19 protein-coding genes and 1 pseudogene are annotated in these 21,729 nt (G+C 37.1%); 15 read left to right on the forward strand and 5 right to left on the reverse strand.

All coding sequences use genetic code 11. The annotated features are described in order from the left end of the window. The first annotated feature begins 39 nt into the window (after positions 1-39). From OZX56_RS01160 to OZX56_RS01170, 3 genes and pseudogenes are all read left to right on the forward strand, one after another. Complete coding sequence (locus OZX56_RS01160; protein WP_277139878.1) at positions 40-1,584, forward strand: ABC-F family ATP-binding cassette domain-containing protein; 1,545 nt, start codon at positions 40-42, stop codon at positions 1,582-1,584. A 242-nt stretch (positions 1,585-1,826) separates the two neighbouring features. Next, positions 1,827-2,502, forward strand: a pseudogene (locus OZX56_RS01165) (SDR family oxidoreductase). Between the two features lie 58 nt (positions 2,503-2,560). Then, a complete protein-coding gene (locus OZX56_RS01170) occupies positions 2,561-3,763 on the forward strand; it encodes an NADH-dependent oxidoreductase (RefSeq protein WP_277139879.1) in 1,203 nt (400 codons plus the stop codon). 206 nt (positions 3,764-3,969) lie between these two features. On the opposite strand, the gene OZX56_RS01175 is transcribed toward OZX56_RS01170, so the two are convergent. Both OZX56_RS01175 and OZX56_RS01180 read right to left on the reverse strand, forming a co-directional pair. Continuing rightward, positions 3,970-4,680 carry a C39 family peptidase gene (locus OZX56_RS01175; protein WP_277139880.1) on the reverse strand — a complete coding sequence of 237 codons (711 nt, stop codon included), beginning with the start codon at positions 4,678-4,680 and terminating at the stop codon, positions 3,970-3,972. A 94-nt stretch (positions 4,681-4,774) separates the two neighbouring features. After that, positions 4,775-6,352, reverse strand: coding sequence for a multicopper oxidase domain-containing protein (locus tag OZX56_RS01180; protein WP_277139882.1), 1,578 nt, complete (start codon positions 6,350-6,352; stop codon positions 4,775-4,777). Between the two features lie 346 nt (positions 6,353-6,698). Between OZX56_RS01180 and OZX56_RS01185 the strand changes: the two genes are divergently transcribed. Both OZX56_RS01185 and OZX56_RS01190 read left to right on the forward strand, forming a co-directional pair. Continuing rightward, entirely contained in the window at positions 6,699-7,265 is a 567-nt protein-coding gene (locus OZX56_RS01185; protein ID WP_277124906.1) for a hypothetical protein, read from the forward strand. Positions 7,266-7,325: 60 nt separating this feature from the next. Next, positions 7,326-7,946, forward strand: coding sequence for an LVIS_2131 family protein (locus OZX56_RS01190; protein ID WP_277124904.1), 621 nt, complete (start codon positions 7,326-7,328; stop codon positions 7,944-7,946). 36 nt (positions 7,947-7,982) lie between these two features. On the opposite strand, the gene OZX56_RS01195 is transcribed toward OZX56_RS01190, so the two are convergent. Beyond that, complete coding sequence (locus OZX56_RS01195) at positions 7,983-9,488, reverse strand: O-antigen ligase family protein (RefSeq protein WP_277139884.1); 1,506 nt, start codon at positions 9,486-9,488, stop codon at positions 7,983-7,985. Between the two features lie 107 nt (positions 9,489-9,595). After that, positions 9,596-9,928: a DUF2187 domain-containing protein gene (locus OZX56_RS01200; protein ID WP_277126993.1), complete on the reverse strand. Its 333-nt coding sequence runs from the start codon at positions 9,926-9,928 to the stop codon at positions 9,596-9,598. A 93-nt stretch (positions 9,929-10,021) separates the two neighbouring features. On the opposite strand from OZX56_RS01200, the gene OZX56_RS01205 reads away from it, so the two are divergent. From OZX56_RS01205 to OZX56_RS01220, 4 genes are all read left to right on the forward strand, one after another. Beyond that, positions 10,022-10,570 carry an AAA family ATPase gene (locus OZX56_RS01205; protein WP_277139885.1) on the forward strand — a complete coding sequence of 183 codons (549 nt, stop codon included), beginning with the start codon at positions 10,022-10,024 and terminating at the stop codon, positions 10,568-10,570. Between the two features lie 168 nt (positions 10,571-10,738). Continuing rightward, positions 10,739-11,224 (forward strand): C40 family peptidase, encoded by a 486-nt coding sequence (locus OZX56_RS01210; protein WP_277124897.1) that lies wholly within the window; start codon positions 10,739-10,741, stop codon positions 11,222-11,224. A 220-nt stretch (positions 11,225-11,444) separates the two neighbouring features. Then, entirely contained in the window at positions 11,445-12,155 is a 711-nt protein-coding gene (locus tag OZX56_RS01215; RefSeq protein WP_277139886.1) for a C40 family peptidase, read from the forward strand. Between the two features lie 207 nt (positions 12,156-12,362). Then, positions 12,363-13,136 (forward strand): C40 family peptidase, encoded by a 774-nt coding sequence (locus tag OZX56_RS01220; protein WP_277139887.1) that lies wholly within the window; start codon positions 12,363-12,365, stop codon positions 13,134-13,136. 57 nt (positions 13,137-13,193) lie between these two features. On the opposite strand, the gene hflX is transcribed toward OZX56_RS01220, so the two are convergent. Beyond that, positions 13,194-14,459, reverse strand: a complete 1,266-nt coding sequence (hflX, locus tag OZX56_RS01225; protein ID WP_277139888.1) for a GTPase HflX — start codon at positions 14,457-14,459, stop codon at positions 13,194-13,196. A gap of 241 nt (positions 14,460-14,700) precedes the next feature. Here hflX and OZX56_RS01230 point away from each other — a divergent pair, with 241 nt between their 5' ends. From OZX56_RS01230 to OZX56_RS01255, 6 genes are all read left to right on the forward strand, one after another. Beyond that, positions 14,701-15,786, forward strand: coding sequence for an ABC transporter ATP-binding protein (locus OZX56_RS01230; protein WP_277139889.1), 1,086 nt, complete (start codon positions 14,701-14,703; stop codon positions 15,784-15,786). Positions 15,787-15,788: 2 nt separating this feature from the next. Further along, positions 15,789-16,655, forward strand: a complete 867-nt coding sequence (locus tag OZX56_RS01235; protein ID WP_277139890.1) for a sugar ABC transporter permease — start codon at positions 15,789-15,791, stop codon at positions 16,653-16,655. Continuing rightward, entirely contained in the window at positions 16,656-17,480 is an 825-nt protein-coding gene (locus OZX56_RS01240) for a carbohydrate ABC transporter permease (protein ID WP_277124885.1), read from the forward strand. Next, positions 17,464-18,756, forward strand: coding sequence for an MBL fold metallo-hydrolase (locus tag OZX56_RS01245; RefSeq protein ID WP_277139891.1), 1,293 nt, complete (start codon positions 17,464-17,466; stop codon positions 18,754-18,756). Before OZX56_RS01240 ends, OZX56_RS01245 begins: the two co-directional genes overlap by 17 nt. Positions 18,757-18,807: 51 nt before the next feature. Further along, positions 18,808-20,112, forward strand: coding sequence for an extracellular solute-binding protein (locus tag OZX56_RS01250; protein ID WP_277139892.1), 1,305 nt, complete (start codon positions 18,808-18,810; stop codon positions 20,110-20,112). Positions 20,113-20,394: 282 nt separating this feature from the next. Continuing rightward, positions 20,395-21,690 (forward strand): extracellular solute-binding protein, encoded by a 1,296-nt coding sequence (locus OZX56_RS01255; protein WP_277139893.1) that lies wholly within the window; start codon positions 20,395-20,397, stop codon positions 21,688-21,690. Positions 21,691-21,729 lie beyond the last annotated feature (39 nt).

Consider the following 21,729-nt stretch of genomic DNA (forward strand, 5'->3'; position numbering starts at 1 on the left):
TAGAACGAGTTGTATTTTTTCAGCTTAAGGGGATAGCCAATGAGTTTATTAACGGTTAAAAATTTAGGTCAGAGTTTTGTGGATAAAACTTTATATGAAGCTGCAAACTTTGTCCTTAATAAAGAAGATCACATGGGAGTGACTGGTCAAAACGGCGTGGGTAAGTCAACTTTGATAAAAATTTTGACTGGAGAAATGTTGCCGGATACTGGACAAGTTAAATGGCAAAATAAAGTTTCGGTAGGTTACCTAGATCAGTATGCTAAATTGACGCCAGGAGTAACTATTCGGACTTTTTTGCGTACAGCTTTTGCTGGGCTTTATCAAAAAGAACAAGAATTAAATGACTTATATGTGCAGTATGCTACTGATGGTGATGAAGAGTTACTGATTAAAGCAGGTAAATTGCAAACTTACTTAGAAGAGAATAACTTTTATCAAATTGATACTGAAATTGAGCGGGTTGCTTCAGGATTAGGCCTGGCAGAGCTTGGCTATGATCATGATGTAGCACAACTTTCGGGTGGTCAACGTTCTAAAATTATTCTGGCGAAATTACTGTTAGAAACGCCTGATGTTTTGCTATTAGATGAGCCAACTAATTACCTTGATGTGGGTCATATTGATTGGCTAGTTGATTATTTGAATGATTTTGCCGGTGCTTTTATTGTCGTTAGCCATGATTATGATTTCTTAGGACGAATAACTAATTGTATTATTGATGTGGATTCTGGCACAATTACCCGTTACACTGGAACGCTGAAACAGGCAATGAAGCAAAAGGCTGCTAATCGAGAGACTTACCTTAAGGCCTATGCTAATCAGCAACGCAAAATTGTGAAAACGGAAGCCTACATTCGTAAGAATAAGGCGGGAACAAGGTCTAAGAGTGCCAAGTCACGTGAAAAGCAATTAGAGAAAATGACGGTTCTGAATCCGCCTAAGTCTAATCGGCAAGCTCATTTTGACTTTCCGTATGTGGCAACAGCTTCTAATCTGTTATTGCAGACCCAAGATTTAGTGATTGGTTATGAACAAGCCTTGGTTAAAGAAGCTTTTAACTTTTCGGTTGGTGGCAATGAGAAGGTCGCGATTACTGGTTTTAATGGAATTGGTAAAACAACACTATTGAAGACTTTACTTGGCGAGTTAACGCCGATTTTTGGGAACTTTGAATTGTCAACGACTGCCAAAATAGCTTATTTTAAGCAAGATTTAACTTGGCCAAATAATAATATGACGCCGTTGCAATATCTCCAAGAAGAATTTGACCGTAAAAAGCCCAAAGAATTGCGGGGAGCGTTAGCAAGACTAGGTGTAACTGCCCAGCAGGCAATGAGCCCGCTTAAAAAGTTGTCGGGTGGTGAGCAGGAAAAGGTTAAACTGGCTAAGATGCAATTTGAGCCTGCTAACTTGTTGTTTTTGGATGAACCAACTAATCATTTGGATCGTGATACTAAAGAAGCCTTGCGTAAAGCCATAGTTAATTTTCCAGGTGGTGTAATTATTGTGAGCCATGAACGTGACTTTTTTGAAGGTGATTGGATCGATAAGACGATTGATATTGAAACAATGAATCAATGATATTTGAAGAAAAATTAAAAAATAAGTAAACGATATAGTGTCTAATAATATTAGACACTAATTGTTTTTATATAACTATCTTAATAAAATTGTGAAATTATTTACTTTGTATTGAAAATGATTACCGGTAATGTTACTCTTACTTAGTGAATTTTTATGAAAGCGTAATCAAAGAAGGCATAAACATGAAACGTTTAAATAATAAAGTTGCAATAATAACCGGTGGATCTGGTGGAATAGGGATGGGCATAGCTCATTGCTATTTAAACGAAGGTGCTAAAGTTATTATCACGGACATCAGAGAAAGTGAACAAGAAAAAGCATTAGTTAATAGTGAGCAAGATGTTGATTTTATTAATCAAGATGTCACTGATGAATCAAAATGGACCGAAGTTATTGATGAAGTTGTCAAGAAGTACGGTCTTAGATATTCTAATTAATTGTGCTGGTATTGACTGTAAGTCGGTTCCGGTTGATCAAGAATCGCTAGAAGATTTCAAAAATGTGCTCAATGTTAATTTAATTGGAACCTTTTTAGGAATTAAGCATGCCATGAAAGTGATGAAGGGCAAAGGCGGTTCTATTATTAACATTGCATCATTAGGTGGAATTATAAGTAGTCCAACATTTGATGCTTATAGTGCTTCAAAAGGCGGCGTAAGATTGCTTACTAAAGCTGCGGCACTAGACGGTGCTAATGATGACTATCAAGTTCGGGTCAATGTAGTTAATCCAGGTGCGATAAAAACCCCAATGGTAACACCAGAATTGGAAAAGATGTTTACCGCCGGTACTCCAATGGGACATCTTGGTAAACCAGAAGATATCGGCCAAATTTGTACGTATTTAGGTTCAGATGAATCTGAATTTACAACGGGTGCCGAATTCACAATTGATGGCGGTAAAAGTGCCGGTTAAATTGCTCAAATATACAAAAAGTAACTAAATTGTCTTTATCAAGAAAGTGTAAATTTTTATGAACGAAAAATATAGTAAATTATTAACTCAATATACTTTTAAAAATGGTGGTACAATCCCAACTCATACTGCGATGTCACCGATGTTAACCTTGTATGGTGAAAAAGATGGAACCGTAGGACAAACAGCAATTGATTATTTCGCTACACGTTCTAAGTCTCAAGGAATGTTAATTACCGGTGCATCTTATATATCTGACAAGGGCTATTATGAGGGCGAATTAGGTTTGGATGATGATAAATTTCTTCCAGGCTTAACCAAGCTAGCTCAAACGATGAAAAAAGATGGTAATAAAGCAATTGTTCAGCTTCATCATGCCGGAAAACAAGCAACTGGTTCAGCAGCTAAATATGGTTATGTACAAACCCCAAGTGATATGCCTGCCACTGCAGCTGATCCTACTCCAGGAAAAGGAATGAGTGAAGCAGAGATCGAGCAGGTTATTCAAGAGTTTGCTGATGCAACTAAACGAGTAATTAAAGCAGGTTTTGACGGTGTTGAAATTCATGGTGCCAATTGGTATTTAGTTCACGAATTTTTCTCACCTTTTTATAACCATCGCACGGATAAGTGGGGTGGCAGCTTAGAAAACAGAATGCGCTTTCCATTAGAAGTACTTAGGGCCGTCAAAGAAGCAGCCAAAGATAAGCCTGGTTTTATTATCGGTTTTCGGATGACTCCTGAAGAGGATATGCCTAGCCAAATGACTAAAGATGTGGCCAATACTTCTGGTTATACAGTTGAGGATGGCTTAAAATTGGCTAGTGCAATTGCTGATGAAGGTATCGATTATGTTCATTATTCATTGTTTACTAAATACAATGCTGGTCCAAAAGATAGCAATCAAAGCTATGGTCAGTTATTGAAGCAAACAATTGGTGACAGGGCTACTACAATAATTTCATCTGGTGTACACACTGCTGATGATGCGTTAGATGCTCTAAATCATGGTGATATTATTGCTATTGGTAGGGAATCGATTGTTGAGCCTAATTTTATCCAAAAAATCAAAGACGGTAAAGAAGACCAAATTCAGACAGCAATCACAGCCGAATCTGCACCTACTTTAAATATTCCTAAAGTAATGATTGATGTATTAGTACAAGAAAATACGCCATTTTTAATTAACGGACGTGAAAACTTAAAGCCTTTATCATCAGCTGAAAAAGTAGATACTGCTAGCGGTGCGAGTGCAAACTAAAATTTGCATTTAGCAATTAAATCGCTATAATTAATTATACGAGTCGACAAAAACGCGAGATGCGTATTTGTATGAGGACGCCCGTCTTGAGTGACAGACACGGGAAGTGTTGGTGGTTGACCAACCTGATGTGAACAGAAGTAGTCACCTATTATTTTATAGGCCTCGATTTAAAAAGAGCAAGTTCTTAATTGAACTTGCTCTTTTTATTTAATGTACAGGGCTTGCTTACCTTGCTGGTTATAGCTAGCTTCTAATTGTTGCCAAGAAACTTCCTTATTTTTATGACCATAAGGATCATTGACGTAGACTACCTTACTTTTCTTATTATAGCCACTGATTACGCAAGCATGTGATGAGGGGGTCACATGAACCTTGCCTTGCTTAGTATGCCAAGTTTGCATATCGTGGACGCGCTTAAACTTAAGTGTAGTAATAATCATGACTGGATGACCATCGGAAACCAATTTCATGACTTGGATAAAATCATGCCCAGTAAAATCTTGTATTCGGTTAGTATATTGCTGAGCAACTCTTTCAAGCGGTTGATGATAGACACACCAGCCAGCATTAGCCTGGCTCATTAGCCCGACAAACCCAAGATTAGGATTACCGCGATATTGCCCATTGTCAGTAAAAGAATCAACATGATCAATTTTTTGGGATAAATCTAACTTATTAACTTTGATATTATAATACTGCATGAGCATAGCTAGTGAGGTTACTTCGCAGCCATTAGGCAATTCGGGAAATTGATTTTCAAGTGGTACATCTAGTTTTTGCTCTGTTTTAAGTGTAAGCCAGGCGAATTTATCTTTAAAAGTAGTAGTATTAAGCGTAAAGCGGGCGATCCCCACTAAAACGACTCCTAAGATAGCATACGTCCAAAATTTGTAGGAAAATTTGTTTTTATTCATGTAACTATTTAACCATAAAATCTTCTTTATAAGCAATAAGCAAAAAATCACCCAAATTAATTTGAGTGATTTTTTTGGTATTTTTTAAGTTAAATTAGTGGTGACTTGCGCCAGACATTGCGTCCATTGAGTGATCTTCACCCTTAACGTCCATGCCTTCAACATCCATTCCTGGGCACCAAACTTCATCTTCAGGAATACCTTTTTCTTCTGAGAAAGCCTTAGTTAAGGTTTCCATGTCCATTAAATGATACTTCTTGTCTGGATCCTTAGGATCAACAATTTGAATTTGTGCCATCATACCAGCATCTTCGTGCTCGATGATGTGACAGTGATACATGAAGACACCAGTGTTTTGGAAGTAAACCTTAACCCGAACAGTTTCTTGAGGAGCTACTTCAATAGTATCCTTGTAAACATTCTTTTCATTTGGATAAGGATCATGACCATCACGTGATACTACTAAGAAGTGGGCACCGTGAATATGGAATGGGTGAAGCATACCGTTCTTCTTATCATTGGTATTAGTTACGTCCCAGTATTCTGCTTGCATAATTGGTTGGGTCATGTCAATTCTTTGCATTGAGAATTGTTGACCATTCATCATGTTGTGGTTATCCATTGTAACCTTAGGAACTTCAGCATTTGGATTAACAACTGGATCATGAGGAGTGAACAGAGTATCAGGAATGACACTGTCATCTTTTTCGTATTTATGAATTCTAAATTCAACTAACTTGAAGTCATCAGTGTAAAGGTTAACTACGTCGCCTTCTTGGTAATCGCCAAAATCAACAACTACTTGTTGACGTTCACCTGGTCCGATTAAAACTTTAGTCATCTTAACTGGATGCTCTAGGAATGAATCGTCACCACCGATTTGAGTCATGACTAAATCATTATCAAAGTGTAAACGCCATTCACGCCGGTTTGACCCACCTAAGAAGAGCAAACGAACTTTTTGAGTTGTAACATCAACATATGGTTTAACCACAGCATTGATTACTGGAGTATCACCATAAACACCCATTGAATTGTAATCAGCCTTGTAATCGAATTGGTTATCTTCATGGAAAATCCGATCCTGCAAGATGATTGGGAATTCATCTTTACCGTAGGTCTTAGGAATTGGCAATTGAGCTTCGTTAGCATCAGTTACAACAACACCCATAGCTAGACCCATCCAAACTTGCATAGCAGTAGATGGACATGGGTGAGCATGAAGCCAAGTTAGGGCAGCTGGTTGCTTAACTGTGAAGTCAATGTGTTTTTCTTCTCCAGGGTATACTGGTGAGTGACAAGCACCATCAGCACCAGGTCCTGGGACTTCCATACCATGCCAGTGGTAAGTAGTTAGTTCTGGCAAACTGTTCTTCAAAGTTACGTGAACGTGTTGTCCGCGCGTTAGAACCATAGTTTTACCAAGAACTGGGAAATTGTAGCCCCAAGTATGTGTCTTCTTACCTGGCAAGAATTGGAATTCGCCTTCTTGGGATTCAATTGTGAACCACACATCGTTACCTTCTTGTTTATCAGGTTCCAAAACTGGTGGCACAATTAAAGGTTGAGCTTCAACACCTTCTGGCATATGGAGTTCTTTGTAACCCATGCCATGGTTCTTGTCAAAGTCTTCTTCGTTATAGAAATAATCTGTGTAAACTTTATCTGACATATTCGTCTACCTTTCAGTTAAAAAATTTAGCAAAAATTCTTACTACCTATAAATTTACTCTTTGTGAAAACGCTTGTAAAGTGCTATGAAGCATGAATTCGCTTCAATTAACAAAAACTTTATTTTTGCTCAGAGCTAAAATCTAAGTGTTATTTAACTGGTAGATAAAAAAGCCTAATGATGTACAATTGGAAAAGTTTGCGTAATACTTAAACCAATAATTTGTTGTTTTTTTAAATTAATGTTTTTTAAAAATAAATAAAAATAAATTGTTTTTATAGCTAATTTTGAGTAAGGTAGAGAAAAGTACTAGCTATTTTAATAAAGTGAAAAAGGAATTTTTAGTTTGAAGATTAATTTACAAGATTTAACTACTAAGATTGAACAAGAAGATTATTTACAAGATTTAGAAACTGCTAAATATGCCGAAATAAGTAAGTCTAAGTCTAAGATTGAGGCTTATGCTAAGAAGATGGTAGAGCAAACTGCGACGGCAATTAAACATGATTCTTTAAGTCAAATTGCTCTTGAGGTAACTGGACAGCGACCAGTCAGGTTTAGCCTAGAAACTAACTTGATTAATTTGCCTTACAGTAATTACAAAAAAGTAGCTAATTTTTTTAATGAAGACGAAGAGTATCCAGTGTTGGTTTATTTTGAAACTGCTTCTGATTATTTAAATGCCTCTAACTTTCGAATTGATCAATTGGCTACGCAAGAAGAACTTAATCAAAACCCTAATGAGGTAATAGCCAAACTAACTGCTGAGATTTCGGCTAAATTAAAGCAGGTGCGTGAATATCAAAAGCCAGCAGCTCCTGCTAAAAAAACGACGACTAAAAAAGTCACTAAGACAAGTAATAAGAAGTCAACTACGAAGAAGGGCAAACAGACCAAAGCTAAAAAAAGCTAGCTATTCAAATGTGATTTTTTACATTATAATGATCACATCAACGACAGGGGGAAAGGCACTATGTTTAGCTGGAATTTACTGGGCATCCTATTGTGGGTTGTCGTCATTCTTTATGCAGTATTTGTGATTCAACATATTCGTAAACGGCGCATTAATATGATTATTAAGCAGCACCGACGCTTCAGTTGGCCTAATTTTTTATTGAATATTATCGAAATTGCGATTTTGTTGGTTAGTGCTGTTTGGCTATTTAAGCAAACTATGCTGGATAATCCTGATCTTGATGATACTAAGTTAATTGCTTCAAAGGTTACGTATCAGCCACTCGTCATGAGTACAGGAGAGGGGAACTCGAGTTATGTAACGCTTGATTCCAAAAAGAAAAAAATCGGGACACAGACCTATACATATTATCGTTCAGGTAAAAAAGTTAAAGTCTCTAGTGACTTTGCCACAGTTGTTTATGGTCAAAATCCATTAGACTTAAACGCTGAACGGATACCGTATGATGAAAAACAATTGCATAAGATGGATCGTCGTTATCAAAAGGCCTATGTTGCCACTTATACTGCTACCTATAAAAAGGTTTGGCAAAATGGAATTGGGATGCATGCTGGGCATAATGCAACGCGGTATTATCTGATTCGAATACCAGATGCCTCATTTATCAAACAAAAATAAAACGGATAGTCCATTGTGATTAGCCGTTTTATTTTTTTAATTAGACTTTTTAACACTCGATAAAAGGGCACCTTCGGTAAATGCTAAAATAAAGCTCGCTGTCAAGAAGTCGACCACGTTGCCGGATGAAAATGCTGCAAACAACATGAAACCACTTGAAACTAGGAGTGAGCTTGTTAAGTAAGTGCGCGCCTTTTGATATCGTAACCACTGATAAGCTGCATAGATAGGAATTATTGCGTATGGCCCAACCAATAGCAACATACCAATCCAGCCAAGTGAATATATCTGTGCCAAAAAATCTCGCTCAAGGTTGAAGATGTTATTTTCACGAGTATAAGAGATTCCTAGAAACTTATCCAAATGGTTATGATTAGTTTTGACTACTTGATTTAGCATTGCACGTTCAACATAACGATTTTGCATGCGCGTTTGACCTGGTTCCTGCATCATTTTTAGCCAAAACTCTGGATCATATTGGTAAGGATAGCTTTTAAGTACGAATTTAGGATTCAAAGCATATGCCTGGTAGTTTTGCTTAATATATTTGCGTAAAAAAGTTTGCCGTTGTTTACCTTTAGGGTATTTTGCAAGACCTTTGTCAAGTTCATGCTGTTCATCAGTAAGATCATGATCTGATTGCTTGGCGAGATAAATTTCATAATTATAGCGTTGAATTGCGGGCCCAAAAGGCAAAATTGCTAAGGATCCGATCCCAATTAGGATTGCCACGCTAAAAGCTTTGCCGCCTTTAGTAATATCCTTAATTAAATATTTGTGTAACAAGAAAACTAGTAAACTGACAATGATACCACCGATTAAACCGATTGCGGCTACCTTGGTCCCGATTTCAATCATAGCTAAGGCTTGGATAATATTTAGGGTAATAATTTGCCAATTAAAGTTAGTAAATAAGTAATATAGCATCATTGGTAGTAGCATAAAGAGCACTGCTGAAACCATATTGGTAAAGTTGAAAAAGCCCTTAGAAGCCATGTGTGAGTAGCCAATGTTAGGATCAAAAAACCAAGCAAAGATATTAGCGCTAATTGTGCCATGTTCATAGGACTTGAGTGAAACTACAAATAAGTTTGACAAAACAATAGTAGCTGAAAACAATCCAGAAAGTCCTTCAATTATCAGTCGTAGTTGTTTTTCTCCAAATTGCAGCTCATTAGTTAAATATAAAATAATTAATGGTAAAATCATTCTAATTAAATAAAAGATTTCGCTGCTACTAGAGTAGCCATAATCCGTTGGGCTAACACTGGTAAAATCTTTGACATGAATCAAATGCAAAATTGTATACGCAATTAGTAAAATTAGATAAATTATTAACCATTTTTGCTTAGTTAGTTTCTGCCAGGACTTTTTCTGGCTAAAATATAAGCCAATTAGTGCCCCAACAGCTAAAATACGAATAATTGTTGGTAAGGTAAAGGGCAAGAGATTAGCTAATTTACCATGATAAAACCAGTATAAATCTAAAAAGGGTTGACTTAAAATGAACCAAAATAAAATGGTTTTAACTTTTTCTTTCAATGTTTTTTACTCCATAAAATTTTTGTTAGTTTAATTTTAGGGAAAAAAAACATAAAAAAAAAGAGCGAAGAACGTATTTCGCAACTTTTTAATTAAAAGATAGCTTTTTAGGCATTATCTTTAGTGTCCTTAGTGTTTTTCTTAGAATCTTCATCCGTTGTTTCAGGAGTGGCAATTTTTTCAACCTTAACATCACTTTTAGCCAAAGCTTGAATTTCTTTAACCTTGCGCTTAGGTGCGGGTTTTAAGTTCTTAAAGTTGACTACAAGCTTTTTGTTGAGGTCACTAACCGCAGTTTTGTCTGCTGGATCGTAATCAATAATTGCTAACATGGCAGAATTTTCGTAGATTTTTTCTACCTTGCCAATAAACGGCTTAGTAAGTTCTTCTTCAGATTTTGCACTGACAATGTCGTCTAATTTTACGTCTGCTTTTTTGATCATGAACTTTGTTTCCTCTCTTACCCATGTTTTAATTATAATAGCAAAGATATTATAAAAGTCGATTGTTTTCAAGTAAAGGGAGTCTAAATTTTGCAAAAATTAATTTTAATTGCTGGTCCAAGTGGTGCTGGCAAAACCACTGTTTCAGAATATTTGGCAAATGAATTTGATATTCCACGGGTTGTGACTCATACTACTAGGTCAATTCGACCTGGGGAAATCCAAGGACAGTCCTATCATTTTGAAAGTGATGACAGCTTTGCCAAATTGCACTTTTTTGAACATGTAACATATGGCTCATATCAATATGGCTCAAGCAAAGAAGCACTAGATACAGTCTGGCAAACTCATGAACTTGCTTCATTAATAGTTGATATTAAGGGTGCTGCTTCATATCTTAAACAATTAAAAGAGCGAGTGTATTTTTTATATTTAACGACAACAACCAGACAGCAATTGGCTCAACGTTTACTTAAACGCGGTGATGATCCAGCTAAAATTGAGCAACGTCTCAGTGGTAGTGAGTTAAACAGATTGCCGGAAAGTTTGAAAAAAGATGCTCATATCTTAGTTAATGATGATTGGACCAAGACCAAATTGGAATTACAAAAAATAGTCACAAATTTAATAACTAAGTAATTTTTACAAAAACAGCTCCGCTACAAAATAATTCTAAATATTTTGTAGCTCGTTTGACACGAACGTGTAACATTTAGTGAGTAAGATATATTTTGTCAGTTGAATTGATGAACCGATAAAGTTTATCCTTTCTAGATATTAAAGTTAAGCACGTTGGAGGAAATAGTTTTGCGACATAGACATAGTTTAGTTAAATTCATGGTAATGGCAGCTCTTTTGGTTATTGGAGTGACAACTGCCAGTGTAGTTTCGGCTGCTAGTGTTGATGATGTAGATGCCAGTACGGTTACTAAGAAGCGTTCAGCAGTTACAAAATTAGCTAAAAAGCAAGTTGGCAAAAGCTATGTTTATGGTGCAGCTGGTCCAAACAGTTTTGATTGTTCTGGTCTAGTGCAATATGTTTATAAAAAAGCTGGTGACAAGGTTTTGCCTCGTACAACTTATTCACAGGTCACGGTTGGCAAAAAGGTATCATTGAATAAGCTCAAGAAGGGCGATTTGCTATTCTGGGGTTCAGCCGATTCACCTTATCATGTTGGTATTTATGTTGGTGGTAACAAGTATGTTCACGCTGCTACTCCTGATCAAGGAGTTCGTAAACAGACTATTAGTACCTACTTTTACCCATCTGCCGCTAAACGAGTACTTGAATAATTAATAGCTTAACTTAAAGTCTAATAGATAATTTCCTTGATATTTAAAGTAATATAAAGAGCCTAAATGGAATTTCTCCATTTATGGCTTTTTTACTTAACAGTATTATTTTTGTAACATTTTTGTAATACTATGTGAGTAAACTAAATTATGTAATTAGATATTAAAGGTGGCGCCTGGATTAGCCATAACCACTTGAGTTAATATGGGAGAATATGAGTTGAAGATTAAGAGTAACTTAGCTAAATTTACTACTGCTGCTGCCCTGAGTATTACGGCAATGGCAGCTATCGGCTCTATTAAAACCAATTCTACAACTTCTCACGTTGCGGCTGCGACTAAGAAGGTGCAAGTTAGTTATGTACCTGGATATGGCATTAATGTTTGGGATAATTACCAAAATCCTAGCTTTACTGGCAAGCGTATTCAAGATGGGACGACCGTTAATGTATTAGCTAGCGCTGTTGATAACGAAGGTAATACTTGGTATAAGATTGGTAAGAATCAATGGATTCAGGCTCGTTATACGACTAAGGCTGGTAAGAAAGCTAAGAAGTCCAAGACCACTACTAAAAGTGCTAAGGCAGTTGTCGATCTAGCTAACTCGCAAGTGGGCAAATCGTATGCATGGGGAGCTAGTGGTCCCAGTTCATTTGATTGTTCAGGACTAACACAATATGTTTATAATAAAGCAGCCGGTAAGGATATTACGCGAACAACCTATTCACAAGTTAAGCAAGGGAAAACTGTTTCAATGAAGAGTTTAAAACCAGGGGACTTATTGTTTTGGGGTTCAACAACTTCTCCTTATCATGTTGGGGTCTACGTTGGAGATAACCAATATGTTCACGCTGCATCACCTAGTCAAGGGGTAGTTAAGGAAAGTATTAGTACTTACTTTTATCCTGCGGTTGCTAAGCGAGTTCTATAATTAATAACGCATAAAATGAAATACCAGACACTTAGATAACTAAAGTGATTCGGTCCAACTGTTAATAAGCAGTTAGAAGCACTTTAACTCTGTAAGTGTCTTTTATTTTGCTATAAATTACATAACTTGATTAAAAATCTCAAGCGACTAAAATAAGAATGAATGTAATTTTTGATCATTTTCGCTACCAAAAAGGAGAATAAGTCAATGAAGCACAATTTTTTGAAGATGAGTTTGGCCGCGGCGTTAACGCTAACTGGCATTGCTGCTGTGTCAACACCTAAAACAGTGGCTGCTACTAAAGTAAAGAATCCCATTAAGCGAGTTCAAATTAATTATTTAGCTGGTAAAGGAGTTAAAATCTGGACTAATTATGAAAACGGCCAGTTGGTTAATTTCGAAGCCAAAAATAAGAGTAAGTGGAATGTAGCAGATATAGCAACTGATAAAAAAGGAAATTTGTGGTATAAAGTTGGGGTTAATGAGTGGATTGAGGCACGTTACACAACTGAATTGCCACAAACAACGACTAGTAATAAAAAGCCACAGAAATCCCCTAGTAATGAAGTTAGTAACACTACACTTACAGCCAATTCAACAGTAACTTCTAGTAACAGCGATTCACAAACTGCTGTAGTTAAACTGGCTAAGAGTCAGGTAGGGAAAGCTTATACATGGGGCGGGAATGGTCCTGACAGTTTTGATTGTTCGGGCTTAGTCCAATATGTTTATAGTGAGGCAGCTGGTCTTAACTTGCCGCGAGTAACTACAGATCAAGTAAAAGTCGGCACGAACGTGTCGATGGATCAATTACAACCTGGCGACTTGTTGTTCTGGGGATCAACTGATGCTCCGTATCACGTAGGAATTTATATTGGTGACAATCAGTATGTTAATGCTGCTGATCCTGACCAGGGAGTAATTACGCAGACGATTAGTTCATACTTTTATCCGTCGGTAGCTAAAAGAGTTTTAGATTAATTAAAATAAGCAGTTAATTAGTGCATTGCAACATAATTAACTGCTTATTTTTTCTTTTTAAATGATGTATTGGTGAAATTTTTGTTGATTTTTAGGTGATAAGTAAGCTTGAACATGGACACCATCAGCTTGGAAATCCTCATCAAGGACTTGTGCTTCTTCATGTAATCTAGCTAGAACTTTACCAGCACTAAGTGGCAAGCAAAGTTCTAGTTTTTTATTATTTGCAAAAATCCGGTTAGTAATTAAATTTGCTAGCGATTTAATGGAAGCTTGATCGGTCGCAGAATACAAAATATCATTTCCTTCAATTTGCGGATAATTACGCTTGGCTAGGTCAGCTTTATTATATGCAGTAATCATTGGGATATCTTTAATCCCGATTTCGGTTAAAACGCTTTGGGTTGTGCGAATCATTTGCATCATATTTGGATCGCTGGCATCAACTACATTAATTAATAAGTCGGCATCTTTGGCTTCCTGCAAAGTAGCTTTAAACGATTCGACTAAATTATGTGGTAATTTAGAGATAAAACCAACTGTATCGGATAAAATAAAGCTGAAATTGTGTGCTAAGTCAATACGTCTGACACTAGTATCGAGAGTTGCAAATAGCATATTTTTAACAAAAACCTGCTTATCACGGCTATCTTCAGCAAACTCTGTTAGTAATCCATTCATGGTGGTTGACTTGCCAGCATTGGTATAACCGACCAGAGCTACTTTAGGAATCTGTTTTTGATTTCTACGTTTAGCTTTAATTGCTTCTTGTCCATTAATTGCTTTTAATTCTTTTTTGATTGCAGCAATTTGCTTACCAATGGTTCGCCTGTTTAGTTCTAACTTAGATTCACCAGCTCCGCGGTTAGCAAATCCCCCACCACGCTGTTGATCTAGCTGGTTTTCTGAAGGGTGCAAACGCGGTAATTCATATTGTAATTGTGCTAACTGAACTTGTAACTTTGCTTGTTTGCTGCGAGCTCGACTAGCAAAAATTTCTAAAATTAATTCTGTGCGGTCAATTACTCGAAGCTTAGTTAAATTTTCCAGATTACGAATTTGAACTGGTGATAACTCATCATTAAGTATCAGTACTTTTGCTTTAAGCCCGTGTGCTAAATTTTTAATTTCATTGATTTTACCTAAACCTAAATAGGTGCTACTGACAACTTGTTGGGCATTTTGTTGACTTTGACCGACGACTTCCATATTGTCAGCCTCAGTTAAGTTAGCTAATTCGCTCATGTAATAGTCGAAGTTAGGATCATTTAAGTTGACACCAGCAAGATAAGCGTTAACCGGTTGGGGAGTATTATTGATCATGTAATCATCTTTCCTGTATTTTAATAATTTTAAATTGTGCCATTATTTAACTAGGTAGTTTTGGGGCTGCTAATGATTAGCTTAATTGTAGTAAAAATAGAGAAATTACGCAAAAATCTCTCTGCAGTTAGAGCTAAAACCCAAATAAAAAGCAATGAAAGATAGTTGTGCTTAACTACTATTTAGCTTAAAATTAAGGGGATAAATTAAAGATAGATACAAGATGTTGTGGTGTGAATGAATGGATAATAACAAATTCGTCGAAGTAAAGAATTTAAAAAAGGTTTATGATAACGGCCATGAAGCTATTAAAGATGTCAGCTTTTCGGTTAAAAAGGGAGATTTAGTTTGTTTATTAGGGCCATCTGGTTGTGGCAAGACTACTATTTTGAATATTTTAGCTGGACTGCTTGAACCTACTAGTGGAGATATCCGCTTTGGTGGAAAATCAGTCGTTGATGTCGCTTCAAAAGACCGACAAATTGGCTATGTTTTTCAAAATTATGCGCTTTATCCGCATATGTCTGTCCTGCAGAACGTCATGTTTCCGCTAACTGTTGGCAAAAACAAGCGATCAAAAGCTGAGGCTGAGCAAGTTGCTCGTAAATATATGAAGTTAACTCAAATTACGGAATTAGCTGATGAAAAACCAGGTAAACTGTCTGGTGGTCAGCAGCAACGAGTGGCAATTGCTCGGGCGCTAGTTCAGGAGCCGCAAATTTTGTTAATGGACGAGCCATTAAGTAATCTAGATGCCCGCTTGCGCTTGCAGATTCGTGAAGAAATCCGCGACTTAGTTAAATCCGTTGGGATTACGACTTTATTTGTCACTCATGATCAAGAAGAAGCCTTGTCAATTGGTGACAAGATTATTCTTTTTAATGATGGAGTAATTCAGCAAGATGATTTGGGACAGAACTTTTATTTAGCACCTAACAATTATTTTGTAGCCAACTTTGTTGGTAATCCAGTGATTGATAATTTTAAGGTAACGAAAACTGCGACTGAACTTGCGGGCAGTAATTTTACGATTAAGTTAGCAGATTTGGATAATTCACGTTTTAAACGGGAATTACCAGACGGAGATTACTATCTGTCTGTTCGACCAGAAAATATTAAACCGGATGTTAACGGCTTTTTAACTACTGAGATTGACGATATTGAATTAATTGGGCGTGAGCGTATCTTGAAGTTTACGCATGATGGCACGCAACTGCGGTCACTGATTGATTTAGAAACACCAATTAGCCCAGGTGAGCAGGTAAATTTGGCCATGCGGCTTGATCGGGTATTCTTATTTACTCTTGATGGGGAGCGAGTTTATTAATAATGAAGAAAAATCAAAAAAAGGCTTGGCTTTTCTTGGCACCGACAATCATTTTTGTGACTTTGTTCAGTATTTATCCGATTTTGCGTGCTTTTGGCATGAGTTTTCAAAAGGGATCTTTAATTGATCTGACGTGGACCGGCTTAAGCAATTACCAGTATATTTTTAAAGATCCCGAGTTTTGGTTAGCATTGAAAAATACGATTCTCTATGCAGTCATTTCAGTGCCAATTGGTCTTGCAATTTCGATTATGCTAGCGTGGATTATTTTTAGTAAGGTAAAGCATCAAGCCTTTTTTGAGACTACCTTTTTCATGCCTTATGTTACCTCGACGATCGCAATTGGGATTGTCTTTCGTTATATTTTTAACGGCGATTATGGGATGCTCAATTTTATTTTACGTAGTTTGCATTTACCAGCACCTAATTGGCTTGATGACCCGGCAATGTCACTAACTACAATTATTATTTTTGGAATTTGGAGTTCGCTGGCTTTTAATATCGTAATTTTGATGGGTGCATTAAGAAATATTGATCCTAATTACTATACGATTGCCGATATGTATGGTGCCAGTGGTAAAGATAAATTCTGGCGAATTACTATGCCACAGCTGGTACCAACAATTGCCTTCTTGTTAACCATGAATGTAATCGGGGCTTTTAAGATTTACACTTCGGTTTATGCACTATTCAACGGGCAAGCAGGAGTTGGTAATTCTGGAACTACAGCAGTCTTTTATATCTATAACAAGTTCCAAACTGTTGGGACACCAGGAGTGGCAATGGCGGCAACGGTTATTCTGTTTTTGATTATTTTACTAGCCACATTCCTGCAACGAAAAATGATGAATAAGATTGGAGAAAAGTAAATGAAGAAAATTCGGTGGGGCGTTTTATTTAGTTATCTCATTTTAATTATCTTTGCTGTTATTACTGTTTTTCCGTTTATTTATATGATTTTAGGTGGTTTGATGAATTTCCAAGAAACCACCTCAATTCCACCAACACTGATTCCGCATCATTTTAACTGGTCCAATTATGCTAAAGTTTTTGCTAGAGCACCGTTTGGTCACTACTTCTTCAATACGATTTTAACTGCTACCGTAACTACTTTGGTCAGTTTGTTTAATGCGTTGCTTGGCGGCTTTGCGATGGTTAACTTGCACTTTAAAGGTAAGGGCTTCATCCAGATGGTATTGCTGTCATTATTAATGGTGCCAGGGGAAGCAATTATTTTTACCAATTATAATACGATTGCTCATCTGGGACTGCTTAACACCTATATTGGACTGGTATTACCATTTTTGACCTCAATCTTTTATATGTATTATTTACAAAGCTATTTCGGATCAATTTCAGATACGATTTATCAAGCAGCCAAAATCGATGGAGCAAGTGATTGGGACTATATTTGGAAAATTTTAGTGCCGATGTCTAAGGGTGGTTTATTTACTGTAGGCCTACTCAGTTTTATTTCCGGATGGAATTCATTTCTATGGCCACTGCTAGTCACTAACGAGGATAATATGCGCTTGCTCAATAATGGCTTATCGGCCTTTGCTTCTGATGCAGGTAGTGAAACTCAATTGCAATTGGCTGCAGCGACGTTAACAATTTTGCCAATTTTAATTCTGTATTTAATTTTTAGAAAACAGATTATTCGAGGAGTAGTGCGCAATGACATTAAAGGATAAGACTACCATCACTTTTTATAATGGCTTGACGACTATTGGCGGACCTATGATTGAAGTAGCTTATGGCCACGATCATGTGTTATTTGATTTAGGAGAAGTTTATCGTCCAGAATTAGCTTTACCTGATGAAAATTATCGGACGTTAATTCAAAATCAGCTGATTGGTGATGTAGCCAACTTTTATGATCCAAAAATTACTGGAGTCGTTTTAGATACTGAGCGCTGGCAGCATGCTGGCGCCTATCTGTCTCATCTGCATTTAGATCATAGTAAGGCTCTTAACCTGATTGCACCGGAAATTCCAGTCTATGCAGGCCCGTTAACGGCTAAAATGTTACCAATTTTAAATGCAGCAGGTGATTTTCTTTTGCCAGCAGCAGGACGTCAGTCTAGTTATACTCGCCCAATTACTGCCGTTGAGCCTGGCGAAACAGTGCGAGTTGGTCAGATTAGCTTAGAAGTTTGGTCGAGTGATCATGATGCCTATGGTGCAACAGGATTGATTGTGACCACACCGGATCGGGAAGTTGCATATACTGGCGATATTCGGTTGCATGGCTATCATCCTGATTGGGTCAAGCAATTTTTAACAAGGGCACAGCATTCTGACGTGTTAATTACTGAAGCAACTGGGTATTCTTGGCCGGAAGAAGCCGCTTCTAAAGACGATCAGGAATTTCAAGGACCAAAAAGTGAAACAGAATTGACGGCGGAAGTAGTAGAGTTGCAAAAAGCTAACCCTAACCGGCAGATTACTTTTAATACTTATCCAACTAACGTGGAGCGATTGCTGCAGATTATGGCAAATTCGCCGCGTACGGTAGTTTTACATGCTAAGCGTGCGCAGCTACTTAAGCAATTGGGTAAAGATGCTTACTATTATTACTTACCTAGAGAAGAAAAGATTTCTGAGTTAAACCCCAAGTTAGCAATTCCATACAGTCAGCTTTTACAAGATAAACATGAATATCTTTGGCAAGTGGTTGATGATTTTGCTAGTTTGCAACCGGGCGGATTATACCTGCATTCCAACGCTGAGCCGTTAGGGGATTTTGATCCCAGTTATGCACCGTTTGTCCAGCAATTTAAAGAATTGGAAATTGAGTTTAGAGCCTTACGTTGCTCAGGTCATGCTGACCAAAAAGAACTGGCAGAGATTATTGAACTGGTTCAGCCGCCAACGTTAATTCCGGTGCACACATTGCATCCGGAGTTGGTAGAGAACCCATTTGGAAAAAGGATTTTACCTAAACGTAAGCAAACAATTACGCTTTAGTAAATCAAAAAAATATTGTTTAGTTTTTTGTTTTTTGGAGGTATATACCTAATGAAGTTTCGTAGAAAAATTGCAGCTGTATTTGCAATTGGCTTATCCTTGCTAGGAACAGCAGCGTGTTCTAATGGCAATAGTTCTTCGTCATCATCAAGTGCGGATAAAATTCCGACCAAGATTACCAAACAGACTAATATCGTTTTTTGGCATGGCATGACTGGGGTCCAGCAGCAGACATTAAAGCAATTGACGCAGGAATTCGAAAAGAAAAATCCTAAAATCAAAGTCAAATTAGAAAATCAGGGAGCGTATAGCGATCTGCAAGCCAAAATTAATTCGACGTTGCAATCACCTAAAGATTTGCCAACGATTACCCAAGCGTATCCTGACTGGTTATATACGGCATCGAAAAATAAATTACTGGTCGACTTGAAGCCATACATCAACAATCAAAAACTTGGTTGGGGAAGCAGTCAGAAATCTGATATTAAGCCAGCATTGCTAAATGGCGCTAAAATTGGCGGTGTCCAATACGGGATTCCGTTTAACAAGTCAATTGAAACTTTAACTTATAATGCCGATCTTTTTAAGAAGTATGGCATTAAGAAGGCGCCAACAACTATGGCAGAGTTGCAAACAGCCGCCCAGACTATTTATGAGAAGAGTCATCATCAGGTAGTTGGTGCTGGCTTTGACTCACTATCTAACTATTATGTTTTAGGGATGAAGAATGAGGGCGTTGATTTTTCTAAGAAGATTGATTTTGCCGGTGATACTTCTAAGAAAGTTATCAATTACTACGCTGATGGGGTTAAGAAAGGTTACTTCCGAGTAGCAGGCTCAGAGCATTATCTTTCTGGACCATTTGCCAACCAAAAAGTCGCAATGTATATCGGTACTTCTGCTGGAGAGGGTTTTGTTAAGCAAGGTGTTGGTAAAAAATTTACTTATGATGTAGCCCCGCGTCCAGGTAAATACACTATGCAACAAGGAACTGATATCTACATGTTCAATCATGCTAGTGCTACCCAAAAGTCTGCAGCATTTAGTTATATTAAGTTCTTAGTTTCAAAATCAAGCCAACTCAAGTGGGCTAATGCGACTGGCTATATTCCAGTTAACCAACAAGTGATTAATTCTAAGGAATACAAGGACAACCAGCAGATTAAATTGCCAGCCAAGCTTGGCAGTGCAATGAAGCATCTGTATAGTGTGCCAGTGGTTAAAGATGCTGGAGCTGCTTATGGTCAGCTGAACCCAATTATGCAAAACATTATGTCTGCTGCTCAAAAGAAGCAGAATGTTGATAACAGCATTAAGACTGGTAAAGCGAAATTTGATGCTGCCTGGAAACAATAAAACTAAGTTATAAGTATTTTTACTAATAAAGCAGACCTGTCTATTTAAAGACAGGTCTGCTTTTTGATTTAATACTTGATAATTGGAACAAATTTATCGATTTAGCTATATTTTTGTACAAAAGACGAACTTTAATTAAAAAAATGGTAAAAAAATACAAATAACACGGATATTACTGCAAAATTAAGTTGCTATTTTATTTACCTTGTTATAAAATTAACAAGTATTTAATATCTGGTGATTAATTGTTAGAGATTAATCCCATTTTGGAGGAAATATAAAATGAAATTCGGTAAAAAGCTACTTGTCTTAACGGTAATGGCTGCGGCTTTAATTGGGACGGCGGCTTGTTCTAAGCAGGAAACTACTTCTGATTCACAAGCAATTCCCAAAGTTACTAAAAAAACTACGGTAGTTTTCTGGCATGGAATGCAGGGACAGCAGGAGCAAACTCTTAGGGATTTAACTAAGCAATTCGAACAGCAAAATCCTAAAATCAAGGTTAAACTAGAGCAGCAAGGTGCGTACACTGATTTGCAAGCCAAGCTTAATTCGACAATGCAATCGCCTAAGGATTTGCCAACGATTACGCAGGCTTATCCAGATTGGCTAGAAAGTGCAGCCAGAAATAAAATGTTGGTTAATCTTAGTCCTTACATGAAGAACGAAGAAGTTGGTTGGGGTAAGCAACCAAGTAACATTAAGCAAGACTTACTGAATGGTGCCAAAATTAATGGTGTCCAGTATGGGATTCCTTTTAATAAGTCGATTGAGCTGCTGATTTATAATCCTAAGATGCTCAAGCAATATGGCATTAAGCAAGTGCCTAGTTCGATGGCGCAATTAAAACAGGCGGCACAGACGATTTATCGTAAGAGTCATCATCAGGTAGTTGGAGCAGGTTTTGATAATTTAGATAATTACTATGTCTTAGGAATGAAAAATGCTGGTCAGAACTTTTCTAAGCAGATTAATTTTGCGGGTACAGACTCTAAGCAAGTGATTAATTACTTTGCCGATGGTGAAGAAGCTGGTTACTTTAGAATGCCGGGTTCAGATAAATATCTGTATATTCCATTTACTAATCAAAAACTAGCTATGATGGTAACGTCGTCTTCAACTGAAACTTGGATTAAGCAGGCAGCCAAAAAGGGCTTTAAATATGAAGTTGCACCGCGGCCAAGTAAATATACCATGCAGCAGGGAACAGATATTTATATGTTTGATCATGCTAGTGCTATGCAAAAGTCGGCAGCTTTTAAATATATGAAGTTCTTGTCTTCTAAAAAGAGTCAAACTAAATGGGCTCAAGCCACAGGTTATATGCCAGTTAATACAGAGGTTGCTAAATCCGCTACCTATAAGACTGACAGTCAGTTCAAACTGCCAGCTAAGTTAGAAACTATTACTAAAGCTAATGAGATGTATAGTGTGCCAGTAATTAAAAATGCTGGAGCAACTTATAGCCAGCTAAAGCCAATTATGCAATCAATCTTATCAGCTGCTCAGAAAAAGCAGAACATGAAGACTGCTATTAAAACTGGCAAAACTAAATTTGATGCCGCTTGGCAACAATAGAAATTATTTACTGAAAACAGACGTAATTGTCTGTTTTTT

This window comes from Lactobacillus sp. ESL0684 (genome assembly GCF_029392675.1).
Lineage (GTDB): Bacteria > Bacillota > Bacilli > Lactobacillales > Lactobacillaceae > Lactobacillus.